Annotated in this window: 21 protein-coding genes and 1 other annotated feature; of the genes, 4 read left to right on the top strand and 17 right to left on the bottom strand. The window is 36.6% G+C overall.

Annotated elements, in window-relative coordinates:
- Positions 1–35 precede the first annotated feature (35 nt).
- Together R4B61_RS03010 and R4B61_RS03005 are read right to left on the bottom strand one after the other, a co-directional pair.
- Complete coding sequence (locus tag R4B61_RS03010) at positions 36–608, bottom strand: uracil-DNA glycosylase family protein (RefSeq protein ID WP_413628163.1); 573 nt, start codon at positions 606–608, stop codon at positions 36–38.
- A gap of 57 nt (positions 609–665) precedes the next feature.
- The gene (locus tag R4B61_RS03005; RefSeq protein ID WP_413628162.1) at positions 666–1826 is read right to left on the bottom strand and encodes a trans-sulfuration enzyme family protein; all 1161 of its coding nucleotides are present in this window, start codon (positions 1824–1826) and stop codon (positions 666–668) included.
- 756 nt (positions 1827–2582) lie between these two features.
- On the opposite strand from R4B61_RS03005, the gene R4B61_RS03000 reads away from it, so the two are divergent.
- From R4B61_RS03000 to metF, 3 genes are all read left to right on the top strand, one after another.
- Entirely contained in the window at positions 2583–3365 is a 783-nt protein-coding gene (locus R4B61_RS03000) for a homoserine O-acetyltransferase/O-succinyltransferase family protein (RefSeq protein WP_413628161.1), read from the top strand.
- Positions 3366–3371: 6 nt separating this feature from the next.
- Positions 3372–3622, top strand: a binding site (T-box leader).
- A gap of 74 nt (positions 3623–3696) precedes the next feature.
- Positions 3697–5961: a 5-methyltetrahydropteroyltriglutamate--homocysteine S-methyltransferase gene (gene metE, locus R4B61_RS02995; RefSeq protein WP_413628160.1), complete on the top strand. Its 2265-nt coding sequence runs from the start codon at positions 3697–3699 to the stop codon at positions 5959–5961.
- Positions 5962–5964: 3 nt separating this feature from the next.
- Positions 5965–6867, top strand: a complete 903-nt coding sequence (gene metF, locus R4B61_RS02990) for a methylenetetrahydrofolate reductase [NAD(P)H] (protein WP_413628159.1) — start codon at positions 5965–5967, stop codon at positions 6865–6867.
- Between the two features lie 81 nt (positions 6868–6948).
- On the opposite strand, the gene R4B61_RS02985 is transcribed toward metF, so the two are convergent.
- On the bottom strand, positions 6949–7479 hold the full coding sequence (locus tag R4B61_RS02985; RefSeq protein WP_413628158.1) for a GNAT family N-acetyltransferase: 531 nt from the start codon (positions 7477–7479) through the stop codon (positions 6949–6951).
- A 96-nt stretch (positions 7480–7575) separates the two neighbouring features.
- Between R4B61_RS02985 and R4B61_RS02980 the strand changes: the two genes are divergently transcribed.
- Positions 7576–8712 carry a DUF3290 family protein gene (locus tag R4B61_RS02980; protein ID WP_413628157.1) on the top strand — a complete coding sequence of 379 codons (1137 nt, stop codon included), beginning with the start codon at positions 7576–7578 and terminating at the stop codon, positions 8710–8712.
- A 49-nt stretch (positions 8713–8761) separates the two neighbouring features.
- On the opposite strand, the gene R4B61_RS02975 is transcribed toward R4B61_RS02980, so the two are convergent.
- From R4B61_RS02975 to glf, 14 genes are all read right to left on the bottom strand, one after another.
- Complete coding sequence (locus R4B61_RS02975; protein WP_413628156.1) at positions 8762–10435, bottom strand: hypothetical protein; 1674 nt, start codon at positions 10433–10435, stop codon at positions 8762–8764.
- Positions 10436–10565: 130 nt separating this feature from the next.
- Positions 10566–11336: an ABC transporter permease gene (locus R4B61_RS02970; protein WP_413628155.1), complete on the bottom strand. Its 771-nt coding sequence runs from the start codon at positions 11334–11336 to the stop codon at positions 10566–10568.
- Positions 11337–11346: 10 nt separating this feature from the next.
- Complete coding sequence (locus tag R4B61_RS02965; RefSeq protein ID WP_413628154.1) at positions 11347–12261, bottom strand: ABC transporter ATP-binding protein; 915 nt, start codon at positions 12259–12261, stop codon at positions 11347–11349.
- A gap of 152 nt (positions 12262–12413) precedes the next feature.
- Positions 12414–13073: a histidine phosphatase family protein gene (locus R4B61_RS02960; protein WP_413628153.1), complete on the bottom strand. Its 660-nt coding sequence runs from the start codon at positions 13071–13073 to the stop codon at positions 12414–12416.
- Positions 13074–13088: 15 nt separating this feature from the next.
- Entirely contained in the window at positions 13089–15668 is a 2580-nt protein-coding gene (locus tag R4B61_RS02955; RefSeq protein ID WP_413628152.1) for a YfhO family protein, read from the bottom strand.
- A gap of 169 nt (positions 15669–15837) precedes the next feature.
- On the bottom strand, positions 15838–17310 hold the full coding sequence (gene yjeM, locus R4B61_RS02950; RefSeq protein ID WP_413628151.1) for a glutamate/gamma-aminobutyrate family transporter YjeM: 1473 nt from the start codon (positions 17308–17310) through the stop codon (positions 15838–15840).
- A 43-nt stretch (positions 17311–17353) separates the two neighbouring features.
- Positions 17354–17863, bottom strand: coding sequence for an MGMT family protein (locus R4B61_RS02945; protein WP_413628150.1), 510 nt, complete (start codon positions 17861–17863; stop codon positions 17354–17356).
- A gap of 89 nt (positions 17864–17952) precedes the next feature.
- Positions 17953–19767, bottom strand: a complete 1815-nt coding sequence (locus R4B61_RS02940; RefSeq protein WP_413628149.1) for an MFS transporter — start codon at positions 19765–19767, stop codon at positions 17953–17955.
- A 92-nt stretch (positions 19768–19859) separates the two neighbouring features.
- Positions 19860–20084, bottom strand: coding sequence for a hypothetical protein (locus R4B61_RS02935; protein WP_413628148.1), 225 nt, complete (start codon positions 20082–20084; stop codon positions 19860–19862).
- Positions 20085–20132: 48 nt separating this feature from the next.
- Positions 20133–20738: a nitroreductase family protein gene (locus R4B61_RS02930; RefSeq protein ID WP_413628147.1), complete on the bottom strand. Its 606-nt coding sequence runs from the start codon at positions 20736–20738 to the stop codon at positions 20133–20135.
- 30 nt (positions 20739–20768) lie between these two features.
- Positions 20769–21767 carry an NAD(P)-dependent oxidoreductase gene (locus tag R4B61_RS02925; RefSeq protein ID WP_413628146.1) on the bottom strand — a complete coding sequence of 333 codons (999 nt, stop codon included), beginning with the start codon at positions 21765–21767 and terminating at the stop codon, positions 20769–20771.
- A gap of 160 nt (positions 21768–21927) precedes the next feature.
- Positions 21928–22548 (bottom strand): sugar transferase, encoded by a 621-nt coding sequence (locus tag R4B61_RS02920; protein WP_413628145.1) that lies wholly within the window; start codon positions 22546–22548, stop codon positions 21928–21930.
- A gap of 20 nt (positions 22549–22568) precedes the next feature.
- Complete coding sequence (locus R4B61_RS02915; protein WP_413628144.1) at positions 22569–23984, bottom strand: polysaccharide biosynthesis C-terminal domain-containing protein; 1416 nt, start codon at positions 23982–23984, stop codon at positions 22569–22571.
- Positions 23985–23989: 5 nt separating this feature from the next.
- On the bottom strand, positions 23990–25108 hold the full coding sequence (gene glf, locus R4B61_RS02910) for a UDP-galactopyranose mutase (protein WP_413628143.1): 1119 nt from the start codon (positions 25106–25108) through the stop codon (positions 23990–23992).

Here is a 25108-nt window from a genome sequence, read left to right as displayed (position 1 = left end):
ATGCCCTCTAAAAAAATAGAGAGCATCTTTTTTGGTTATTTTTTAATAATTTCTGCGACCCGTTTTTGTAGTGCTGGGATGACTTCCGTAGCAAACCACGGATTCTTCGCCATCCAGATATTGTTACGAGGAGACGGATGAACGATGGGAAAGTACTTGGGTAAATACTTTTGGTAATCAGCCACCACGTCCGTAATCTTAGTTTTCGTGGGTAATTTTAAATAGAAACGTTGCGAATAGGCTCCAATTAGGATAATTAACTGGAGATTAGGCATCCGCTGTAATAGTTCTGGGTGCCACTTTTTTGCAATTCCCTTCCGAGGCGCTTTATCACCAGATTTGGCCTTGCCGGGATAGTAAAAGTCCATGGGAATCACCCCAAAATCGCCGGAATCATAGAACTCTTTTTCATCCACACCCAGCCATTCTCTTAACCGGTCACCCGAGGCATCCTTCCACATCACTTCCGCCTTTTGCACCCGCATGCTGGGAGCTTGCCCAATGATTAGAATTTTGGCACTAGCAGGTGCCGTATAGATGGGTTTCCAGCCTTTTTGGGTAAATTCTTGATTTTCTGGATCAGCAACAATTGCATCATAAATATCCATGTAACTAACCTCCTGTCATTTTCATAAGGTTAGTATACCGCTAATTAAGCCGCCAGACTATTTGCTTGCTTGTGCAAACGCTTGTTCTAGATCAGCAATCAAGTCTTCCGGATCTTCTAGGCCCACGGAAAGACGGACTAAGTTGGGGGTGATGCCGACCTTGTTTCTTTCGGCCACTGGTAATTCGGCATGGGTCATGAAATAAGGTAGTTCAATCAAACTTTCCACGGATCCCAGGCTAACGGCTAACCAAATTAATTTCGTCCCGTTCACCAATCGTTTGGGATCCACCCGTTCGTTCAGTTCAAAGGTAATCACTCCACCGTAGCCCTTAATTTCATCAGCAGCCACCGCGTCACTTTCATCACCGGCACGACCAGGATAGTAAATTTTTTTAATTAAATCTGACTTAGTTTCTAAATACTGTAAGACCGTTTGTGCGTTTTGAATGTGGCGGTCCAAGCGCACGGACAACGTTTTGATCCCTCGAATCACTAACATACAGTCTTCCGGTGCTAAGATGCCACCCACTGCATTTTGACAAAAGTAGAGTTGCTCGGCCACTGCTTCGTTATTGGTCACCACGAGTCCGGCAATCACATCCGAATGGCCCCCGAGGTATTTGGTAGCCGAATGGATCACCACATCGGCTCCTAAGGTCAAGGCTTTTTGTAAGTAGGGAGTCAAGAAGGTGTTATCCACGATGGTTAAGAAGTCGTGGCGCTTGGCAATTGCTGCAATCGCTTTGACACTCGTAACCTTCATAAATGGATTATCGATGGGCTCAAAGTAGATAGCCTTGGTATTTTCCTGGACCGCGGCTTCCACTTCTTGCAGGTTTTGGGTATCCACCTGAGTGAATTCGACCTGTAGCTTTTTCAAATAGTCATTGATTAAACGAAACGTGCCCCCATAAATGTTGCGGCTCACAATAATGTGATCACCCGGCTGACAGATGGTAAAGACGGCATGAATGGCCGCACTCCCAGAGGCAAAGGCAAAGCCGTGCTTAGCATCTTCTAACGCCGCAATCTGATCCTCTAGATATTCTCTGGTGGGATTTAGGGAACGCGAATAATCATATTTATTGAACCCATCAATGTCTTTAAAGGCATAGGTGGTCGATTGATAAAGCGGTACGTTGACCGCCCCGGTCTCGTTGTCGTGTAATTGGTTCAAACCTTTTCCGTAAACTAATTTCGTATTAAATCCTGTCATAATTATGCTCTTTATAATTTTTGGTAATAAAAAATCCCGCAGTCAAATTGACTACGGGACGAAGAACGTGGTACCACCCTGGGTTTGGTCCAACATCACTGTTGCACCCTTAACAGGTACGTTAGCTAAAAGCTAAGATACCCTGACGCAATAACGGGCGCACCCGAACCAGACTAACTCCTGCTCATCTGGTTATTTTACTTAGAAACCATTTTCGCATGCCGAACTCCCCTAATTTTCACCACCCATTAGGTCTCTTTAGAAGTTTTTGCAAGCTACTTATTTCTAAAACTTTTTTGGATTGTTTGCAGTCTAGCGATTTTTAATTAGCTTGTCAAACTTTTAAAATGCGGAAAATTTCATTTTAGGAGCGCTTATATAGAAAGAAAAACTTTTAATAATTATTTTCAACAAAAAGGTTTGACAAACAAAACAAATAGTTCTAAAATTCATAACAATTTAAATATTCGAATTAACGGAGAAGAGCAACTTAAGGTCGTTGACTTAAAGTGAGCATCGAACAGTGAGAAGGTGCATTCAACAATAAGTTGTAGATGAGCTCCGCATAACAGATGACTAGTGCAAGCTAGCCATCCGGTAGGAACCGATACTTTCCCAGGCATGTTTGTGCTGTTGAGGTTTTATTAGTGATAATAAAACGAAGTTGGGTGGTACCGCGAAAGCTTTCGTCCCATGTATTTAGTTATACATGGAATGAAAGCTTTTTTTATTTATTAAATTTAGGAGGTCTAACCAATGGGCTGTATGAATATCTTATCCGGCTATGCCAAAAATCGACGAACAACTACCAAGAATGCCATTAATCTAGTGGTCTTTAATCTCATGCCTAATCGCGCAGAAACGGAACACCAGATCATCAGTCTGTTAAAACGGACCCCGCATGATTTCAACCTCACTTTTTGTCGGATGAAAACTCATCGATGTAAGCATTTTGCCAAAGACGTCGCCAAGCGTTATCTGACCTTAGCGGATATTAATAACCAACACTTTGATGCCTTAATTGTCACGGGTGCCCCCGTTGATCAAAAACCGTTTCAAGAAGTGGATTACTTTACTGAATTTAAAGAACTATTACAGTGGCGCAAAACCCACGTGAAAACCTGTCTTTTTAGTTGCTGGGCGGCCTGGGCCGCGGGCACCGTTGATCAAGTATTAACTGGTCATCCTCACAAACAAAAAATCTACGGAATCTACACCACGGACGGTTTTACGATGCCCCATTCTCGTTACTTCACCATTCCAGTCAATCAAGTGACCGGTGAAGTCATCGCAGGGGATCCAGAAATCGGTGCCACCCTCATCCATAGTGATAAAACCGCTTCTTATTACGTTACCGGACATCTCGAATACGGAACCAACACGTTAGCCGACGAATTTTATCGCGATGTTTCAAAGGGACTACATCCCCACAAACCATTGAATTACTTTGATCAAAAGCAACATCCGCACAACACTTGGAATCAAACAGCCACCAAATTTTACCGGCAGTGGCTCAGTCAATTTAAAAAAGCCGCCTAATTAAATAAGCAACTAAAGCAGAGATAAGTACGTTTTAGCGACAATCTAAAGAGAACTGACATATTGGTGAGAGTCAGGGTTGTCAAGAAACCGAAAATGGTCTCTGAATCGATTTTAATTCGGTGAGTCTTTGTGACAAACCGAATTCGGGTACGCCCGTTACCGCGTGCGAGTATTGCAAGTTCTGAGTACTCAGTAAGTAGCTAACAGTGATGTTGGCTTAAATCCGGGTGGTAACACGTATCCACGTCCCGTAGTCAAAATGACTGCGGGATTTTTTTTACTCAATTTTAAAACACAACTTTATTTTTAACCTGAGGAGGTTTTTATTATGACAACTAGTATTATTGGATTCCCTAGAATTGGTGCTGATCGTGAACTAAAACGCGCCACCGAAAAGTATTGGAAAAATGAAATTACCCAGAGTGAGTTAATCAAAATTGCGGATGAGCTAAAAGAAAAAAATTGGCAGAAACAAGCAGATTCCGGCTTAGACTTCGTGAGCGTCGGCGATTTCTCCTTCTTTGATAACTTACTAGACACTGCCACGTTAATCAATTTAACCCCCAAACGTTACGCTGATTTAAACCTAAATCCGCTAGACGAATACTTCGCTCAAGCACGGGGCTTTCAAAATGAAACCAGTTCCGTCAAAGCTTTACCCATGAAAAAATGGTTCAACACCAACTATCACTACCTGGTTCCAGAAATCACTCCTGAAACAAACATTCAGTTAGTCGGTGACCAACTATTTACAGACATTGAAAAAGCACAACGACACCACCAAAAAATCAAAGCATCCATCATTGGTCCGTACACCATTCTTAAACTGGCCCGCTACCTAGATGATGCGCAAGCAACGGACTTTATCACCGCCATTACCGAGTCCTATGCCGCTATCTTTGACCGCTTAAACGAACTCAACATTGACTGGTTCCAAATCGATGAATCGGCACTAGTCTTTGATCTCACTGAATCAGAAAAAGCGGTGTTCAACAAGCTATACCAAAGTTTATTAGCTAATACGCACAACTTTAAAGTCAATCTCCAAACATACTTTGGCGATGTGCGCGACATTTACCAAGAACTAATCGACCTGCCCTTTGATGGAATTGGCCTAGATTTCTTAGAAGGTACGAAAACACTCGATCTCATCAAACAAGTTGGTTTTCCTACCGACAAAACTCTCTTTGCCGGCGTGGTCAACGGAAAAAACATCTGGCGTAATCAATACCAAAAGACCATTGATTTACTCCGCCAACTCCCCGTTTCTTCTGATAAATTGGTAATCTCAACTTCTTGTTCACTACTCCACGTACCTTACGATGTGGACGTGGAAGACGAAATTGACGGTCGCTTAAAACAACACTTGGCCTTTGCCTACCAAAAATTGGCCGAACTTCATGACCTCAACGAAATCTTTTTCAACTGCGACCAAAACAAGTTACAAACTAACGCGGCGCTCTTTGAAAATATTAATCATCCGATTGACACTAAGGTTCGAAAACGAATTTCCAACCTGAAAGCAGATGATTACCAAAGAACTCCGGAACGGGCTGAACGGGAACAAATCCAAAAGGCCGAATTCAAGTTACCCGATCTGCCTACCACCACGATTGGTTCCTTTCCCCAAACCAAAGATGTCCGCAAAAATCGGTCCGAATTCAAACACCACGAAATCGGTCAAGCAACCTACGATAAGTTCAACCAAGCCAAGATTAAACGAATTATCGAATGGCAAGAACAAGCCGGCTTTGACGTACTAGTTCACGGGGAATACGAACGTAACGACATGGTGGGATACTTTGGAGAAAACCTCTCCGGCTTTGCCTTTACGAAAAAGGCCTGGGTCCAATCATATGGAACTCGGGGAGTTAAGCCACCCATTATTTGGGGTGATGTTAGTCGTAAGCACGCCATCACCGTGGCTGCTTCAACCTATGCGCAAAGTCTCACCGACAAACCGGTCAAGGGAATGTTAACCGGACCCGTAACCATCTTTAACTGGTCCTTCCCCCGAGAAGACATCCCGGCTGAAGAATCAGTGACCCAAATTGCCCTTGCCATTCAAGATGAGGTGCTCGATCTTGAAAAACACGGAATCAAGATCATTCAAATCGATGAAGCCGCTCTTCGGGAAAAACTTCCCCTTCGTCGCAGTGACTGGTACCGCGAATACCTTGACTGGGCCATTCCAGCCTTCAAGTTGGTTCACAGTCCGGTTGCGCCTAGCACCCAGATCCACACCCACATGTGTTATAGCGAGTTCAAAGATATCATTCCCGCCATTGATAACATGGATGCCGACGTGATTTCCTTTGAAGCTTCCCGATCAGACTTATCGATTATCGATGAGTTAAAGGCGAACCACTTTGAAACCGAAGTGGGTCCCGGAGTTTACGACATTCACTCCCCTCGAATTCCCAGCCAAGCTGAAATTTACCAAATCATTAACAACATTTTAGCGAAATTACCTGAAAACAAAGTTTGGATTAATCCCGATTGTGGTTTAAAAACCCGTGGTGAAGCAGAAACCTTCGCCAGCCTGGAAAACCTAATCGCCGCGGTTAACCAAAAACGTTCAGAGTTAGGATAGTTTATGAGTTTAACCAGTTTATTTAACCACAAAACGGTCTTTTCTTTGGAAGTCTTTCCACCGAAAACGACCGCTAAAACCAACCAATTAATCAATTCGTTAACTGGAATTGAAAGAATCAGACCCGATTTTATCTCCATCACCTTGGGCGCAAACGGTGCTAATAACGAACATGCCTTAGAGTTAGCCGGAACCATTGAAAATCAACTGAACATTCCGGCAATGGCCCACATTCCCGGGCTGTACCGTTCTAAAGCCGACGTGACTAACTACCTAAACGCTTTAAAGAAGCAAGGAATCCAAAACGTGCTCGCACTGCGTGGTGATTTAAATCCCCAACAAGCGCCCGTGGGTGACTTTCACCACGCTTCGGATTTAACCGAATTCATCAAGCAGCAAGGTGACTTTGACGTTGCGGGGGCCTGTTATCCGCAAAAGCATCCGGATTCTAACAACTTCATTGATGATACCCTCCATCTCAAGGAAAAAGTGAATGCCGGCGCTACCCATCTCATCACCCAGATGGTCTTTGATAACCAAGCCTTTTACGACTTTAAGCAACGCTTAGAACTCGCAGGTATCGATGTGCCCGTGGAAGTCGGCATCATGCCTTGTACCAATCAGAAACAGATTAAACGAATTATCGAACTATCCGGCATTGAACTTCCCGCTAAGTTTAAAGCCATCTTAGACCGCTATGCCGATAATCCCGCTGCCATGCGCGATGCCGGTGTTGCCTACGCAATTGATCAAATTGTTGACCTGGTGGCTCATGGCGTTGATGGAATTCACCTCTACACCATGAACAATACCGAAAATACGCAACGAATCTGGGACGCTACGCACAATTTATTTGCGGCAACTGATAAATCCTTTCGCCCGCGACTCCAGGTTTTAGGTAAATAACAACACAAAAAGCAGCAATGAACGTAAAAATTCATTACTGCTTTTTTGCTTATTTTGAAACTAAATTTTTAATCAGCCATTTTAGCGCTTAGCCTTAATCCGTTTGGCTAGTAAAAAGTCGGTCTGAAGCTCAGAACCCAGTTGAAACTCATGGGTGCCTTGGGGTTCAAAGCCGAGATGCTCATAAAAACCAGCCGCATCCTTGTTACCTTCCCAAACACCTAACCAAACCAGACTCTTATTAAGTTCTAAGGCATGCTCTTCGGCAAAGTAAATTAATTTTCGGCCTAAGCCCTGACCCTTAAACCGTTGATCAATATAGAGCTTTTCGACCTCTAAGGCGTTTTCAAAGCGGTGGTCAGTCTGTAAATCTCCAATGTCCAACTTACAAAATCCGGCAATCGTTTCATCCACCTCGATGAAGTAAAAACTACTCTCCGGATTACTAATCCCCTGCTTTAACTTTTGCTCAGTGTAATTATCAGTTATGTACGTATCAATGTCTGCTTCCGCTGAAAACGGTATGTAAGTTTCTTTAAACAATTTACTGGCAAATTGTTGTAAAAATGGAACTTCGTCTAATTCTACTTCTCTAATCAATATTTTCGTCAATGATCATCACTCCTATTTATCGATATCCAAAAACAATTGCATTAACAACTACTTTCCTGCTAATCTAAAGATATTAATCCAGAAAGGAATTTTACAATGAACTTATATTCTTATGAATACATAACTCATAGTTTTGGTATTACCAACAATCTTTATTGGACATTAGTCTTTGTGTCTGTCATCATTATATCCCTTATTGCGGCACTTTATTACAAACAACGTGATAATCCCCGCTTACGGAGTTTTCTCATCGTGATTTCTCTAATTGGCGCCCTCTTTGTGACCTTGCAATTTGACACTGCCATGCAGCAAAAGAACTCGACTAGTTCTTCGTCACAAGTGGCTGCCATCATGAAAAACGTCGCGAAAACGGAACACGTTGATATTAAACAAGTTTACTCCAGTAGTACTTCGCTTGCCAACGGAATGGTCATCCAGGCCGGAAAAAAGACTTACACGGTTAATTTAAATAATAACCAATCCAGTTACTCACTCAATCCTACCAACATGATTGGTGATGTTAATCACGTCGATAAAAATGAGCTTAGTCTTAATCCATTCAGTGGTAGTTCTAGTGTAGGAAATTACGAAACGATTGCCTTAAAACTAATCGTCGGTTTAATTACCTTGGTAATCCAGATTAACCTGTCCGGAAAAGGTAATCTGGCTCCGACCAACGCCGTCGACCAGTTGCAAAACTATATTCTTGGGGGAATCATTGGAGGAACCATCTACAGTCCCCAAGTCACTATTTTGCAATACATCATCATCTTGTTAATATGGTCCATCATCGTCTTTACAATTAAGTTCTTAACCACCCAGAGTACCAAGTTTAGTAACTTAATCAATGGGTCACCGCAACCTTTAATTACCAACGGAAATGTGGATGTCAAACGTTGTTTAAAAAATGGAATCACTGCTTCTGAGTTGGCCTTCAAACTCCGAGTTAACGGTACTAATAACGTTAATGAAGTTAAGAGTGCTGTCTTAGAACAAAACGGTCAGTTAACCATCACCTCATATAGTGATGAGACAATTACTTATCCGTTGATTACGGATGGAAAACTAAACGAGTCGACCTTAGATCGGATTACCTTATCCGAACAAGAACTAGATGACTTATTGAAAAAAGAACACACCACCATCGATAACGTTTACTTAGCTCAGTATAATGATAACCAGTTGAAAGTGGTTAAGTACCCGGCTAAGTTACGCCTTAAACATTTATTATAGTAAAAAAGCAACCTGCTAGTTAAATAGCTGGTTGCTTTTTGATTAGTATTTATTTTTTGAATTTTCTCTTTAGATATACACCTAAAACAGATAACCATGTAACTATTGATACGACTGCAGCTGCCTTAGCTAATGGCGTATACTCATTTGTAATTTCTACTTTATGAGTATTTTTAGGAACTTTAACTTCTACTGTTCCTCTATCACTCTCTTTAACTTGAGTTCGTTTACCATCAATCTTAGCATACGTTCCTTCATAATAATAAACGGGGATGTCTAAAGTACTGGTTTTGGTGTTTGATTTCAAATCAATGGAAACTTTATCAGCAGTATATTTGGGTTTTATATCTGCTTTTTTGTGGTTAATAAATGATTCTTTGTCGGTAATGCTTTGTTTTATGTGATATTCCTCAGCTAATCCTCCCCATGTAGGATATAATCCGCTTGATGATAAAATTGGAACATAGTCATTTGTATTAAAATTATCAACAATTTTACAAATATCATCACTATTAGCAACTATGTTATTTTGATTTTGTAAAAATGATTGAACTCTTATATTAGTTGAAGTAAAACTAATAATCACAACTAAAAAAGTAATAAAAATAACTTTTTTTTCAGTTATGAAATATATTTTTTTTAACGATAATACAAGCAATACTGATAAAAATAAACTAGTAAATTCGGTTATTCTAGCTGGAACCTGAATTATATTCATAGGTGTATTTTGAAAAATAAACCAAGGAAATATCTTAGAACTAACTATTATTAATGTTAAAGATAAAAAATAAAAAAACTTAAATGATTTGTCAGAATTTTTGATAAAAAAACTTGCTATTATTATAGTAAATAAACCAACAATACCAATACTTCCTTCTGACATTGCTTCATTATTCAAACTAGTTTGAAAAATTTCATTTAATGTCATAGCATAATTTTGTAAATTAATAATAAAAGGTCTTAAATTACCTACGAAAATCACTTGTTGTAATAACGTCATCCACATAAACGAAGTTAATAATATTGATAGTAATATTCCTTTAAAAAAATTATTTATTACTTTTTTATTTAACGATTTATTTAAAAATATAATACTTAAAAGCAATAAAAATAATACAACTAACATCGTCGTTAAAACATGAGAAAACGCTATCAGTGACATTGAAACTGCTAATTCAACCCATTTATTCTCTTTTTTAAAAACAATCCGATACCAATAAATAAACGCTAATGGTAAAAATGACATTGCAATATATTGCCCAAAATCATTTTTAAAATATCCATAAACTATTCGATGTATTGAAAAACTATAAAAAACACTAAATAAATAACCTAGTTTTTTTGAATCAAAAAAGTAATTTCCACAATGGAAATAAATTATAAATGATACTAAAGTAACTAAAATAAATATTGAAACATAACCAATAACATAATTATTAATAAAATTTCCAATTAAACTAGAAGGATAAATAAAAATCCATGGATAAAATAAATTAGTACCATTTCCAGTATTAGAAAATAATGTATAATTTATTGGATGATTTAAAATATGATTCATACTAATAAATCTTGAAAAGTGAAAGCTTAAATCTATACTATTTCCCCAATTTTTTAACATTAAATTCCGTGTTACAAATGGCTTTATTTGAACTAAAGTTAAAACTAAAAAAGAAAAATAAATAAAGATATTACTACTAAGTATTTTATTGATACTTTTTTTCATTGAATTCTCCCTACTACAAAAAATAGATTACATTATTATATTATAATTTATTTAATCATCTTAAGAAAGAGTTAATTAATAAACAAACTAAAAAACCGTTTAAGTTTAATTACAACTTAAACGGTTTTTCTTAACTTCTTAATCCTCTTCCCTTACTAATCAAGTAGTAACAGAGAGTATATAAAACTACGATAAACAATACCAAAATGGCAATTGAACTAATAATCGGGGTATCTACAATTCCCAAGAAACCATAACGAAAACCTGAAATCATATAAACAATCGGATTAATCTTCGAAACTGCTTGCCAAAATGGTGGCAACATCGAAATGGAGTAAAACACTCCCCCCAGGTATGTTAACGGTTGAAGGACAAAAGTTGGAACAATTGAAATATCATCAAACGATTTGGCGTACACACCGTTGATCAATCCCGCTAGCGAAAAGAGAATAGCGGTCATCACTAACGTTAAAATCACAATCAACCAAGAATGAACTTGAAGAGGAACAAATAGAAGTGAAACTGCGGAAACCAAGGTACCCACAATCAAACTTCTTCCCACTCCTCCAATAATGAATCCCCAGATGATCACATGGGTTGGCACTGGGGCTACCAATAATTCTTCAATGTTCTTTTGAAATTTTTGGGAAAAGAAAGAGGAAGAAACGTTGGAATAGGAGCTGGTAATTGCAGACATCATAATCAACCCAGGAACAATGAATTGCATGTATGAAAAACCACCCATGTTCCCAATTCTACCTCCAATCATCTTTCCAAAGATAATGAAGTATAGTGATGTTGTAATTACTGGTGGAACTAAGGTTTGCACCCAAATTCGTAGGTAGCGATTAGTTTCCTTCATCGCCAAACTTTTTAACGCGGTTAAATAAAGTTTAAACATGTTTCCTCCTTTAAGCTTCTTCTTCGGTAATTTTCAAAAATAGTTCTTCTAATCGGTTCGACTTGTTTCTTAATGACAAGACTTTAATCCCTTGCTCAGTTAGTTGCGTAAAGAGATCATTCACCCCTTGTTCCCGACTAATTTCCACTTCTAATCTCGTGTTATCAACTAATTTAGTTTTGTATCCGTTAATTACGGGTTCATTTTCCGTTGGCGCTAGGTCAAAAATAAAAGTTTCATATTTTAACTTGGATAATAAGCCTTTCATCGTGCCATTTTCAATCAATTTACCCGATTGGATAATTCCAATGTTACGACAAAGATTTTCTGCTTCTTCTAAGTAATGAGTCGTCAAAATAATGGTCGTTCCTTGACGATTCAACTCACTTAAGAATTCCCACATTTCACGACGTAACTCGATATCAACTCCGGCAGTGGGTTCATCTAGAATCAACAGACGAGGTTGGTGCATCAAGGCTCTGGCAATCATCAACCGTCGTTTCATTCCACCAGATAACATCCGCGCCCGTTCGTTGCGTTTTTCCCACAAATCAGATTGTTTTAGATATTTTTCACTACGAATCAATGCTTCTTTATAAGGAACCCCATAGTATCCAGCTTGGTTCACCACAATTTGTTGTACCGTTTCAAACGGATTAAAGTTAAATTCTTGGGGAACTAGTCCAATTTGTTGTTTAGCTCGTTCCAAATCAGTATCGATATCGTAACCAAAAACACGGACTTTTCCACTCGTCTTATTAACTAGTGAAGTAATGATTCCAATCGTGGTTGATTTTCCGGCTCCGTTAGGTCCTAAAAGTGCATAGAAATCACCTGCTTCCACAGATAGATTAATTCCTTTTAGTGCCTCAACTCCCGTTTCGTAAACCTTTTTTAGGCCTTCAATCTCTAATGCATTTGTCATTAATTAATAATCTCCTTTTTCTAAAAAGCACAAATTATATTGTAACATTTAATCTCATCTAATTACTTACTTTAGATTAGCAAAATTCAGCTTCAAATTAAATAAGAGCAACTCTGATATATCAGAATCGCTCTTATTTTTAGTATATTTAATTATACATTACTATCTAACTTATTAAAGTATTCCACCTTAACTGTGTCTGGTTCAATCTCAAGTTTAGTGATACTACCGTTTTTAGCGGCTTCTCCTAAATCAAGCTCTGGTGCATAACGGTCTACAATAGAACGAATTGTCATCCCGTGAGAAACAATCAGAATCACTTCACCATCTTTGGTATTTTCCCGAATTCGATCAAAACCACGATCTAAACGTTCCCAAAAAGCCTGATTATCCTCGGCATTCCCATATAAATCAGCCTTCGCAATCAAATCACGTGCTCGTTCCAAACCAAAGTTGTTCAAAACACCAGCTTCATCTGTGATTTTAACTTGTTCTCCCACGAATTGCCACATTTGTTCGAGGTTTTCTCCCTCAAAGTAACCGTGAAATTGTTCCCTTAATTCTGGGTATTGGTAAGAAATTACATTAATTCCGTTCGGATTTTTCTTCAAAATTTCTTGACCCGTTTGAATGGCACGACCAGAATCACTGGTAAAAGCAGCGTCAAAATCAACCTTTGCTAGTCGTTCTCCAGCATTCTTAGCGTCTTGAATTCCCTTTTCAGTTAGAGGTGAATCAATCCAACCTTGTACCTTGTTATATAAATTTAAATAAGTTTGTCCATGACGAACTAAATAAGCTGTAACTGCCATATCAATGCTCCTTTTTTAATGTTGTTTACGTCTAAAGTATACTACTTGTGCGATGATTCCGATAACCCCAAGACCAGATAAAATTAAACCTAACTTCATTCCGGGAACTTCATAATGAAATTCTAACTGATGGGTTCCGGGTTTTAATTTAACTCCAGTTAAGCCGTTAGCAACTTTCATCGTTTTAACCTTTTGCCCGTTTTCTGCGACCGACCAGCCCTTATCAAATGGAATGCTAATCAAGACTAAATCACGTTCCTTGGTGGTAGTTACTTTTCCAGTAAAATCAGCTCCTTGAAGTTTAAGCTTTTCTGGATTATCAACTTGTAGGCGATAAGGCACCTTCTCTTTTAGATATTGGTTAAATTTCTGATCCGCAAAACCTGCAAAGTGTGGTTCCATTTCTAAGATACGACTATTAGAAGTAAAACTAACGGTGAGTTGCTCACCCTTTTTAAAGTTACCTAATTCAATGACTTCTGCTCCTAATTGATGGTACGGAGTTTTTAACTTTTTACCATTAACTTGAACATGAAGTTCTTGGTTAGGACTAGTAGTGGAAAGATCCATGTATTGAATCCCTGAGATTTTAGGTGTCATGGTAACTTCATAACAGTATCCTTGATTTTGATGCACGTTCACATGATTAATTTTATTTTCAACAACGTAGTTTTCTTTAGAATTAGTTTCTTTTTGCACCAATTGATTTAGATTTTGGAAGATTGCTTCTGAATCATATTTCAACGTCTTAATTTGACTAGATACTGCGTAACCTAATCCTGTGTTTAACTCATTTGTCTCGGTGGTTAACTGACCATTTTTATCAATGGTAATAAACTTATCAATTCCTAATAATTGTTCCGTGATTGGCATCGAACCATTGGAACTAATTCGACGCTCATTGCGACTATACAAACCTAGTTTAGCTAATGCATCATGCGTATTTGCATTCAAGGATGAGGTATAACTATTAACTCCAGTAAAATTATAGAGCAATGAATCATTATATTGATTATAGGTAATGTTAAAACTATCGCTATACAACTGGTTATTAACTTTTTCACGTCCAAAGCTGGTTCGCTTTTCAGTCGTTGCTTTAATTAATTTTTGTGACTGCTTAAATGCCTGGTTAAATTTAGTTTGGTCACCATATTCATGAGTTCCCCCGAGTGCCAAGAACATATTAGTTCCCATCTCAGCAGCAACTAAGATTAACACTAACCACCACACCTTTTTCCCAAAGTGATTTACTAACCAAAGACTAACAGTAATTAAAATAACAAAAACAAGCGCCAAAATTAAATACCAATAACTAACGATGTATTGTGGGGTTTCAAAATGATATCTTTTAGCAGCTAAACGTTCGATCACCACTGATCCATAACCAATGCTGATTAATGCTGCAAGCGTTAAGCCTGCTTTAAGCACCACTTGATTATCTTGAAGCGCATTTTTTAAATAGGCTTCATAGCCAAACATGATAGCCACGAAACTTAACATATACACTTCTCTAAACGGAAAACCTGCTGGTATCTGAAACATGTGCCAAATCGTATCGGTTGTTGCAATTAACATACCCAAGAAGATAGCTCCCACTAACCAAAACGAAGCTCGTTTTTCTTGCCGCTTAACCTGCTTAGAAAACCAGAAACTAAATAATCCGATGGCAAAGAAACTACCGATAAACATCGAAGGTTCATGATTTAAACGGCCAACAAAGTTAGTAACTCCTACTCCTAAACTAGCAAATGCAGATGGTAAAAAACGCGGAATTGGTAAAAATGATGCCAACTTAATGGTACTTTTACCAGTTGATAGCATGCCCACAATGGTTGGAATTAACATAAAACATGCTAATAAGGCCGCTAGAACTGAACTGGTCATGTATTTAATTGTCATCGTTTTTCTAGTCTTTAAGTATTGGAAAAACTTAACGCCCGGTTTCCGGTTCAAAAAGACAAGGTAAACAAAGTAGATTACTGAATACAAGCACATCATGTAACCCATGTAGTAATTCAAAAAGATCATACCGGTCAGTGCGACAACATAGCCACCCCACTTACCTTGATAAAATAATCGTTCTAGACCTAAAGTTAGTAATGGCAACACAATTAAAGCCTCTAACCACATAAAGTCATAAAAATACATCGCCACAAAGCCACAAAGACCGTAAGCAACGGCTGCAATCACTTGAACTATATCTTGACGATGGTATTTCACCTGCAAGAACCAAGCCATGGCTAAGCCAATCAAACCAATCTTAATCACAATGATGGCTTCCATCAATAGTGGCACGTTTTCAGCATTCATAAAAATGGCTAATAGGTTTAGCGGACTCATCAAGTAATAGGTATAGACCGGAATGGCATTATCCCCTAATGACAACATAAATGAATAGGTGCTAAAGGTATGGTTAACCAGTTGGGTTCTTAAAAATTCAAAAAATGGTAAGTACTGGGTGGCCAAATCACTCACCAAGAGATTGTGATTTCCTAGTGGTGCAATTCCACGAAAGCCAAAGGCAATCATTACCACAAGCACGGGAATCACAAAGGCTGCTATTAAATACTTAATTTGTTTCAAGCTTTTCTTCATATTAATGAATCACTCTCTTTTTATTAAATCGATTTAAACAACAAGTCTAATTTTACTATACTAAAGGGTTAAATTCACTAACAGAACGGGCATTATTAGTAGTTAACTGGTTAAGTTTAGTTTAAGTAAAAAAGAGCTGTCCTGATTGGACAACTCTTTTACCAATATTTTAAAGTTCTTTTTTCTCATAACGACCATAAATAATTAATGCTAATGCCGCAAAAATCACGGGACCAATAATCATCCAAATCGTTGTCATTGCTTTTCCTTGTAGTACCGGTGCAATCACCGTAAAGACAATCGCTAAACCAACTGTGAGTAAAACCACAATTGCAGCGGCTACCGCAGTCCGTTTTTGTTTAAAGAACGTAAAGGTACCTTGTTTCTGCTCATTCTTTCTAAACATGAAATAAGCATAAGCAATAAATAGATATGGTAACGAAATTGCTACGTTAGTCATTGAGATAACCACTTGGAAGAAAGCTTTGGCATTTTGTCCTCCAAAGGAAACTAGCAAGATAAAGGCAATTACTAATAGCGCTTGACCCATCATCGCATTAACTGGTAATCCATTTTTTAATTTACGTAATGGTTTATACCAGAGTTTTTCTGGAGTTCCTTCAACCAATTGTTTGATTGGCGAAAAGACCACCGTTGTAAAGGCTCCCATTAAAGCTAAAAACATGGAAAAACCAATGTAGCGAGCGGTCCAGAGTCCAATCTCGGTTGCAACTCCATTAGAGAAGTTCAAAGCTATCCCTAATTGGTAACCAAAGTTGTTCATTACTAAGAAGGCTTCGTTACCTAAGTTAACGTGGTCCCCCGCAAAAACGTGGTTCCAGTTAGTAAACATTCCCGTTACGAAAATTCCCAAACAGTACACCAAAGTAATCAAGATGGCACTAATGGTAACTCCACGTGGGAAAGTTTTTTCCGGATTCTTCGTTTGATCAACCAATCCACTAATAATTTCAATTCCACCAAAGGCAAAGACAGCAAAAACTGAGAAACTAAGCGTTCCAATTCCCGTTGCGTATTGAGCATCCGGTGATTTTAATAAGCTCAAGAAACTAAGTGGCTGTAGGGGATGGCCGTTTAATAGCAAGATTAAGGAACCACCGACAATTAGGATAAAACTAGCCAATAACATGGCGGATCCCCCAATTGAGGTGATTAACTTAAACTTCCCTAAACCACGACTAGCAATGTAAGTAACCACAATAACTAGTAATGAAGCCAAAATCCCCAAAGTTTGGACATCATTTAAGCCCAATAAATGCCAATTCTGGGTCTTATCAACTCCAAAAATTGCGGTTGAAATGGGAATCCAAATAATGGAACTGGTGTTTAACATCCATGAGATAAAAGATGTATACCACATTACAATTCCCACAAAAGCAAACTTAGGATTTACTGATTCTGACATCCAGGTATAAATACCACCCTTAGCATTGGGAAAGGCTGAACCAAACTCAGCTACCATAAACGCAAAGGGTAAAAAGAAACAAATTGCAGCAATGACGTACCATAAAATTGCCGCATAGCCCATTAAATAAAAGGCACGGGGGATATTTACAAAGTTAAAAATTGAAGTGAAAATCATTAAAATTAATGAAATTAATGTTAACTGTCGTTTTTTCATAGTTAAATTCCTCTCGGTATCAGTCACCTCTCTAGTGACTTAACTAGTCTGCCCCTAAGGCATGTTTTTGTTCCACTCCGCGAAGATATTCACAACATTTTGAATCAATTCGATTCTCAGAAGCATCAGTTATCTCCAGTACTCGATGAAGGGGAACTGCTAACCAAATGGGACAAGCTTGCATCGCATCTTCAATTTCCAAAACTGACATTTTTAGCTGTTGCGCTAGTTCAGTTACAGAAATAGTTTCTCCATAGGGTATTTCGCCAATTTTTTGCCAGACTTCTTCCTGTTGTGGAGTTCCATCAACAAAATAATCTGTACTAAAAATGAAGCGTTCCCGCTTTCCCTTTAAAAATCGTTTAAATTCTTTGCGATAACTAATCGTTTTACGATGATCATATACAAATTCAAATGATTGATTTTTATAAAAGCTAAGTACTTGAGAAACACCCTGACCTGGTGAACTAACAAAGTTAAGCCCATTTTCAGTGACCGTATAAAAAACTTTTTGGCCATTAATTATGATGGCATCCCAATATAACTTTTGCATTATTAAACTCCTCTATCATTTACCGTTAATACCCATTTTAGCATATTTACGAACGAAAAAATAAAAATGATTGCAACCCATTGTCACAATCATTTTAAGATGAATTTTTCAATTTTTAAAAAGCCTTTAAACAAGAAATACCCTACTAACGTTAACCAACTGATTACAGAAATAGTGATTCCCCAGTTAACGTACCACGGCGCCTCATAACTAACTGATAAGACATTCTTTCCCACCTTAGCTGGTACATAAAGCGCCCCAATATCACTAGTTTGATAGTGGTTAGGGTAGAAATGTTCTTCATCGGTATATTTGGTGTTTTTCTTGGTTAGGAGTTGTCCGTTTAACTCAACTCTAGAGTTAGCATAGACAATTGCTGGAACCGACTGCATTTGTTGCATTTCATTATTCCAAGTTAACTTTACTTGACCTCCAGAAGGAACCGTCCGTTTAAAGTCTGGATTATTTGCCATAATCTGAGCGGTATATTGTTCTTGAATCCGGTCTGGTTGCCGTTTATTCGTTTCATTAGGGAGATAATCAGTAACACCCCGAATATCATCATCCAATGGTTTACGGAGATTAGAACTACGAAAATCTTTGGCTAAAGAAGTGCCCGTCACTCCTTCCGCATAAAATCCATATGGCAAGAGATGTTTGGCATAAACCCGTTTTTGGGGTGCTTCATTATGCTTAACCTGCCAGTTATTGTTTAATTGTTGGCGCACGTTTCCAGTTCCAATGATAATCGCCAAAATAGCTAAGAACCCAGCAAAGGCATAGTAGGTGTTCTTTTGGAGTCGCGGCGTACTATTTTCAACTAGTTGGTGAAGGGACATTAAAAAGCCGGTTAATAATAACAGAGCCGCTACTGACCAAAAGCGTGATGGAAATTGCAAAAATTCTTGGAGGATAGGAATCTGTTTTCCAATCGTATTCCAAGGAAAAGAAGCTGAAGATAGTGAGAAGAAAACAAGTCCCACCGTGGTGATCAACATATTCAGCTTTTCTCGATAGGTATTAATAATAATCAAAAAGATTTGAGCCACAATTATAAAAATGAAAACCCAACCAATTCCCGTTTGGAGTGAGTTGTCCCAAATAAACTGCATTCCCCCCTCTTGGAGATTGGAAACCGTAAAAGGTGGTACTAACTGATTATTAAAGAACACATTTACAAATGCGAAAAGATAGTTAGCCGCTAACAGCATTGCTAATAAAATGTTTAAGCAAATTCGTTTTAGATACTTAAGTCGTGCCTTGGAACGGATCATTCCCACTAAGAAAAACGGAATAAACAATAAAATTGTAATAACGGCACTTAAAACATGGATTTCAAGTAACAATGCCACCAGTAAACCGAGCGTATAATGAATCCGTTTAGGAGATCCATCCGCTAAATTTAGAGCAATCATTACCGCATACGGTAACAACATCACTCCCCAGTCTAAAAAGGCAGCACTTGTAATCCAAAACGTAAAAAAGTTTTGGGAAATAAAGATAATTGCTCCGGTGGTCGCTAAGAAATGGTTTAATTTTAGTCTTCTAAATAACAGAAAGGCGCCTAAGCCACCAACTAGTAACAGAATTAAATCCGAAACAATTTGAAACCAAAACCAACTATGAGTGATTAGTAACAGTAACCCCAGAAAATAGGCCATATAGGGGCCATAAACTGCATTTACAATCTGACCAGACTGGCTATAACCATAGTTAGACATAAAGTAATTAATAGTGTGATGATCCAGTTGCATAGCGGTATCATAAATTCGATTAAAGTGGAAAAAGGTATCATAACCAATGATTGGTTTACCAGCAAATATTTGAAAGGACAACAAAATAAAGGCCGTAATCACAATCATTACTCCTGAAAAAATATTGGCCTTATTATTAATTCGTTTCACTAGTTATCTTCCCCATCTTTAAATTCAGTACAACTTTCATTTTACAGCAAAAATTAAAGTTTCTCTATGATATTTAAAAAAAGCTTAAATTCTTAAGATTTATCCTGTTTATTTAATTTACGTCGTTTCATTACATAATATAAAACAATTCCCATGTAAGGAATGTAAACAGCTAAACACAAAACGACTAAACTGGTTACCAGCACAGTCATTCCCCCTTGAACATAATAGCTAAGCAACATGATTGCAAATAAAGGGGTAATCACAAAGTTAGCAAATTTTCTTAGCTTTAGTAACTTCTTTTCAATTTGTTCCATTTTCTTCTCCTAAAACAATAAAAATGCTAATCATAGCGATCAGCATTTTTACTTAAATAGTTTAAATCTCTTTTCGTCAGCAATAACAGTTTTTTCAGCTGCAGGTGCTTCAATTGAACCAAAGTTCATCTCACCACGTAGTTGCCAGTTGCTAGGAATATCAAACTTAGTTCGAACTGCTGCATTAATCAACGGATCATAGTGTTGTAAGTTTACTCCTAATCCATTTTCTTCTAATCCAGTCCAAACCGTAAGTTGTGCATTTCCTTGCGCTTCTTCAGACCAGTTAAATTGTTGGTACTGATAAGTTTTAATCTTTGGATTATCCGTAAATTCTTTAACAACATCCATATCAGTAAAGAATAATAAGGTTCCATAAGCATTCTTAAAGGTACTTAATTTAGCTTTAGTTCGTAAGAATGCATTTGGCTCTAAGCGTTCATTTAAGATATCTGCGGTTAAATCCCAAAGTTGTTCATGATGATCGTTTAAAAGCATGACTACGCGAACTGGTTGACTATTAAAAGCCGATGGTAAAGTGCGTATCAAATCTTTGACGTACTCAAACAGTTCATCTTGGTCTAGATTAACGTTTTTTCCTAAGTTATAAACGGTCCGACGGTTTTTCACTAAATCTAATAAATTAGTCTTCATGTTTACCTCCTAGTTTTTCGTTACTACTTTTTAGCGTTCAACTCCATGAACGGGTTTTCCATCTTTGATAGTACTTTCAAAGTTTTCGTAACTAGTTGAAATCATATCAGTTACAGCTGGAACAGTAAAGAATCCCATATGTGGAGTAACGATTACATTAGGATAATTCTTCATCAAGTCTTTGTCAATTTGATTAGGAACATCATCTAATGAATCAAATTTCTTATCCATTACCTTAGCTTCGTCAAGTAGAACATCAGTACCATAACCACCTAAAGTATGGTTTTTAATTGAGTTAGCAACCGCTTCGTTATCAACCACGGGTCCACGAGCAGTATTAACTAAAATAGCAGAATCTTTCATCTTATCAATCTCTGGTTGACCAATTAAGTTTTCTGTCTTACCAGGGATATGAGGAACGTGAATGGAAACAATGTCTGATTCTTTCAATAGAGTATCCATATCAGAGAATTCAACGGCATCGTTAGTTGGATCTGGATGACGTTGGAAAGCTAACACACGAGCTCCTAAAGCCTTATATAGTTTAGCTTCGGCAGTACCTAGAGTACCAGCACCGACAATTCCTACAGTTGCCTTATCAATCTCAGTTGAGAAGTAACTAGTGTGAATCCGTAAATCTCCACCGTGAGTGTTGTTAGTTGCTTCAGAAATATGTCTAAATAAGGTAATTCCTAAAATAAAGGCTAGTTCAGCAACGGCACGAGCTGAGTAGTTAGGAACATTAGCAACTTGAATCCCAAGTCTGTCAGCAGCAGCAAAGTCAAAACGATCAACTCCAACTGAACGAGTAAAGGCCATCTTAATCCCATAACCAGAAAGAATTTCTAGGATTTCTTCACCAGTATCATCACCAGCACTAACTAAAATGGCATTAGAACCTTCAGCTTTAGCTACGTTTGCTTTAGAAAGACGTTCTTGCACCAAGTTTAATTCGTAGTTGTATTTGTTAAGTTCATGAAACAGAGGAACTTCGACTTCTCGTACACTATATACCGTTATTTTAAACATATAAATTCTCCTATGAATATTTATTTTAATTAAGTACAGTTTTCTTTATTATAGTTGAAATATTGCTTTAATAGCAAGGGTTTGTGAAATTTTAATTGTGTGAAATTAAGCACAAAAGTAAATAAAAAAACTGCTAACGATTGGTTAACAGTTTTTATTATTAATAAGCTCCATTACCACTAAAGATACTAAAAATTGATTTGAATAAAATTTTTAAATCAAATATAAGAGAAGCGTGGTGAACATAATACAATTCAACCTCACATCTTTCCGGATATTTAATATTACTTCTACCAATTGCTTGCCAATATCCCATTGCTCCAGGTTTTATAGATAAAAATTCATTTACCTTATCACCATATTCAATCAACTCTTTTTCAACGACTGGTCGAGGACCAATTAAAGACATATCACCCTTAAAAATATTAATAAACTGTGGTATTTCATCAATTGATGTTTTCCTAATAAAACTCCCAAATTTAGTTATTCTAGGATCTTTACCATCTGGTAACTTATAACCATTCTCTTTGAATTCTTTATATAAATCTTTATTTCCATAAAGAACTTCATCAGCATTTACAATCATTGATCTAAATTTATATAAGTAAAATGGTTTCCCTTTGTACCCAATTCTTTTTTGTTTATAAAACATGGGACCCTTATTAGAACCGAATAAATAGAATGGTATAAAAATTATACAAATAATTCCGATAAATAAAAGAGAAATAACAGAAATAAGAATATCAAAAGACCTTTTTATAAATTTATACATAATAAACATTCCCCTTCATAGCTATCTATCTATTTTCTAATTTTTATTAAAGTATTTAGTATTAATCTTGGTTTTAATGCTAATAGGGCTAGACCATAAATTAAAACTCCAACCATAATTTCAATTGTTAGTATCAACCATGTTTCAGATAAGTAAATGTTTAGACTGAAAACGGCTATAAACATTAATAATCCAGCAAATAAATATTTAAAATATCCATAAAATAATTTATTCATATCAATTTGATTTCTAACTGAATACATTTGATATCCAGTAACAGCCATCTCTGAAATAACTGTTGCAAATACCGTTCCCAGTGCTCCCCAAAGCAATATAAATGGAACATTAATAATAATGTTTACAATTGCTCCCAAGATAACTGAATAATTATAAGCTTTGTTTTGTCCAGTTGGAACTAAATATTGAACTCCAATTGCATTACTCCAACCAATTAAAATAATAACAACTGATTCAACCATCATTAGTGAAATAACAGGTGAAAATTTACTAGTTAAAAACAATGGCACTAACGTATGTGAAATCGCAGCAATTCCAAATGTTAAAGGAACAGCAACTGCAGTAACAAATTCAAATGAAGTATATAAATATCCTTTAACCTTTTCTACTTCACCCTTTTTAAAAGCATTAGATACATGTGGCAACATAACTAGCCCCGTAGCTGTTACAACAGCTAATGACATTTTGACAATTTTATCTGATTGTTCAAAATAACCAGAAGCTGTTACAGAACTCATGATTCCCAGCATTGTCTTATTAACAATTAAATATATCTGAGTTGCTATTTCTGGAATAAATAAAACTAAAGCTGGTTTAAAATGCTTAAAGATATTAATGTTTTTCCAATTTGGTAAATTAATATATCGCCTCAAACTCGGAAAAAGAGTTAAATTACCCGCTAATAGAGATAAAGACAGAATTAATATATAAACGCTTAAATCATCATAAGATTTAACAAAGGTAAAAATACTAATCAAAGTTATAATTTTAACGATAAAATTACGTAAAACAGTAACTGCAAAATTTTCTACACCTTGAAAAAACCATGTAATATCAAAGGCAGCTGCAATTACAGATAAAGATTGTGCTAAATAATAGTTTTGATAGTGACCGACTAATGATAAAAATAAGAAAAAAGCTAAATAGGAAACTATAATTGTAACTAGTTTCATGAAAAATATTTCATAAAAAGTATTTGTCAACTTTTCTTTGTTATCTCTAACATAGGCAATTTGTCGATTACCGTATATTGCAACGCCGATACTTCCAAAAATTATGAAATATTGAATATTTGCATTTGTAAATGCGTTTATTCCAACACCTTTAGGACCTAATACCCTTGCTAAATATGGTGTTGTTAATAAAGGTATTAGAAGAACAAAAATTTGATAAGAAGCATTATATAAATAGTTCTTTATTACCTTCATAACAACTATTCACCAAACTCATTCTTAACTAAACGTAAAGCTGACATAATTGTTTGATCCATATTGTAATAACGGTATTGACCTAATCGACCACCAAAAACAACGTTATCATTATTTTTTTCAGCTAATTCTGTATATTTTTTATATAAAGAACGGTTTTGCTTATTATCAATTGGATAATAAGGTTCATCCCCACGTTTCCAATCTTTTGGATATTCATGAGTAATAACTGTTTTACCTTTATTACCTTTTCCAAATTCAAAGTGTTTATGTTCAATCACTCTAGTATAAGGTGTTTCAGCATCAGTATAGTTAACCACCGCATTACCTTGATAATTATCAACATCTTTAACTTCACTTTCAAAGCGAAGACTCCGATATTCAAGTTCTCCTAATGAATATTCAAAGAATTGATCAATCATACCGGTGAAAATAATTTTCTTCCCTGATTCAAGATACCCATCTTTATTATCAAAAAAGTCTGTATTTAACTTCACATCAATTAAATCATTATCTAACATCTTTTCGATAATTTTAGTATATCCACCCTTAGGAATACCTTGGTAAGGATCACTGAAATAATTATTATCATAAATAAATCTTACAGGTAATCTTCTAATAATAAATGATGGTAAATCAGTTGCTTTTCTACCCCATTGCTTTTCTGTATAACCCTTAATTAATTTTTCATAAATATCAGGACCAACTAAAGATATTGCTTGCTCTTCCAAGTTAGTAGGTTCTTCAGTAATATTAGCATTCTTTTTTTGTTCTTCAATCTTTGCAGCAGCTTCTGCAGGTGTTTTAACTCCCCATAGTTTGTTAAAGGTATTCATGTTGAAAGGAAGATTATAAATTTCACCATTATAGTTTGCTACAGGACTATTAATGTAGTTATTAAATTCAGCAAATTGTTGAACATAATCCCAAATATTTTTCATTTTTGTATGAAAAATATGAGCACCAAATTGGTGAACTTGAATTCCTTCTATTTCTTTTGTGTAGATGTTACCAGCCACATGATCACGTTTTTCAATAACTTCTACATGATGCCCTCGTTTAGCTGCTTCGTGAGCAAAAGTTGCTCCAAACAATCCAGAACCTACTACTAGATAATCAGTCAT

The organism is Fructilactobacillus vespulae (genome assembly GCF_047324295.1).
GTDB lineage: Bacteria > Bacillota > Bacilli > Lactobacillales > Lactobacillaceae > Fructilactobacillus > Fructilactobacillus vespulae.
This window is presented reverse-complemented; position numbering and strand designations above follow the sequence as displayed.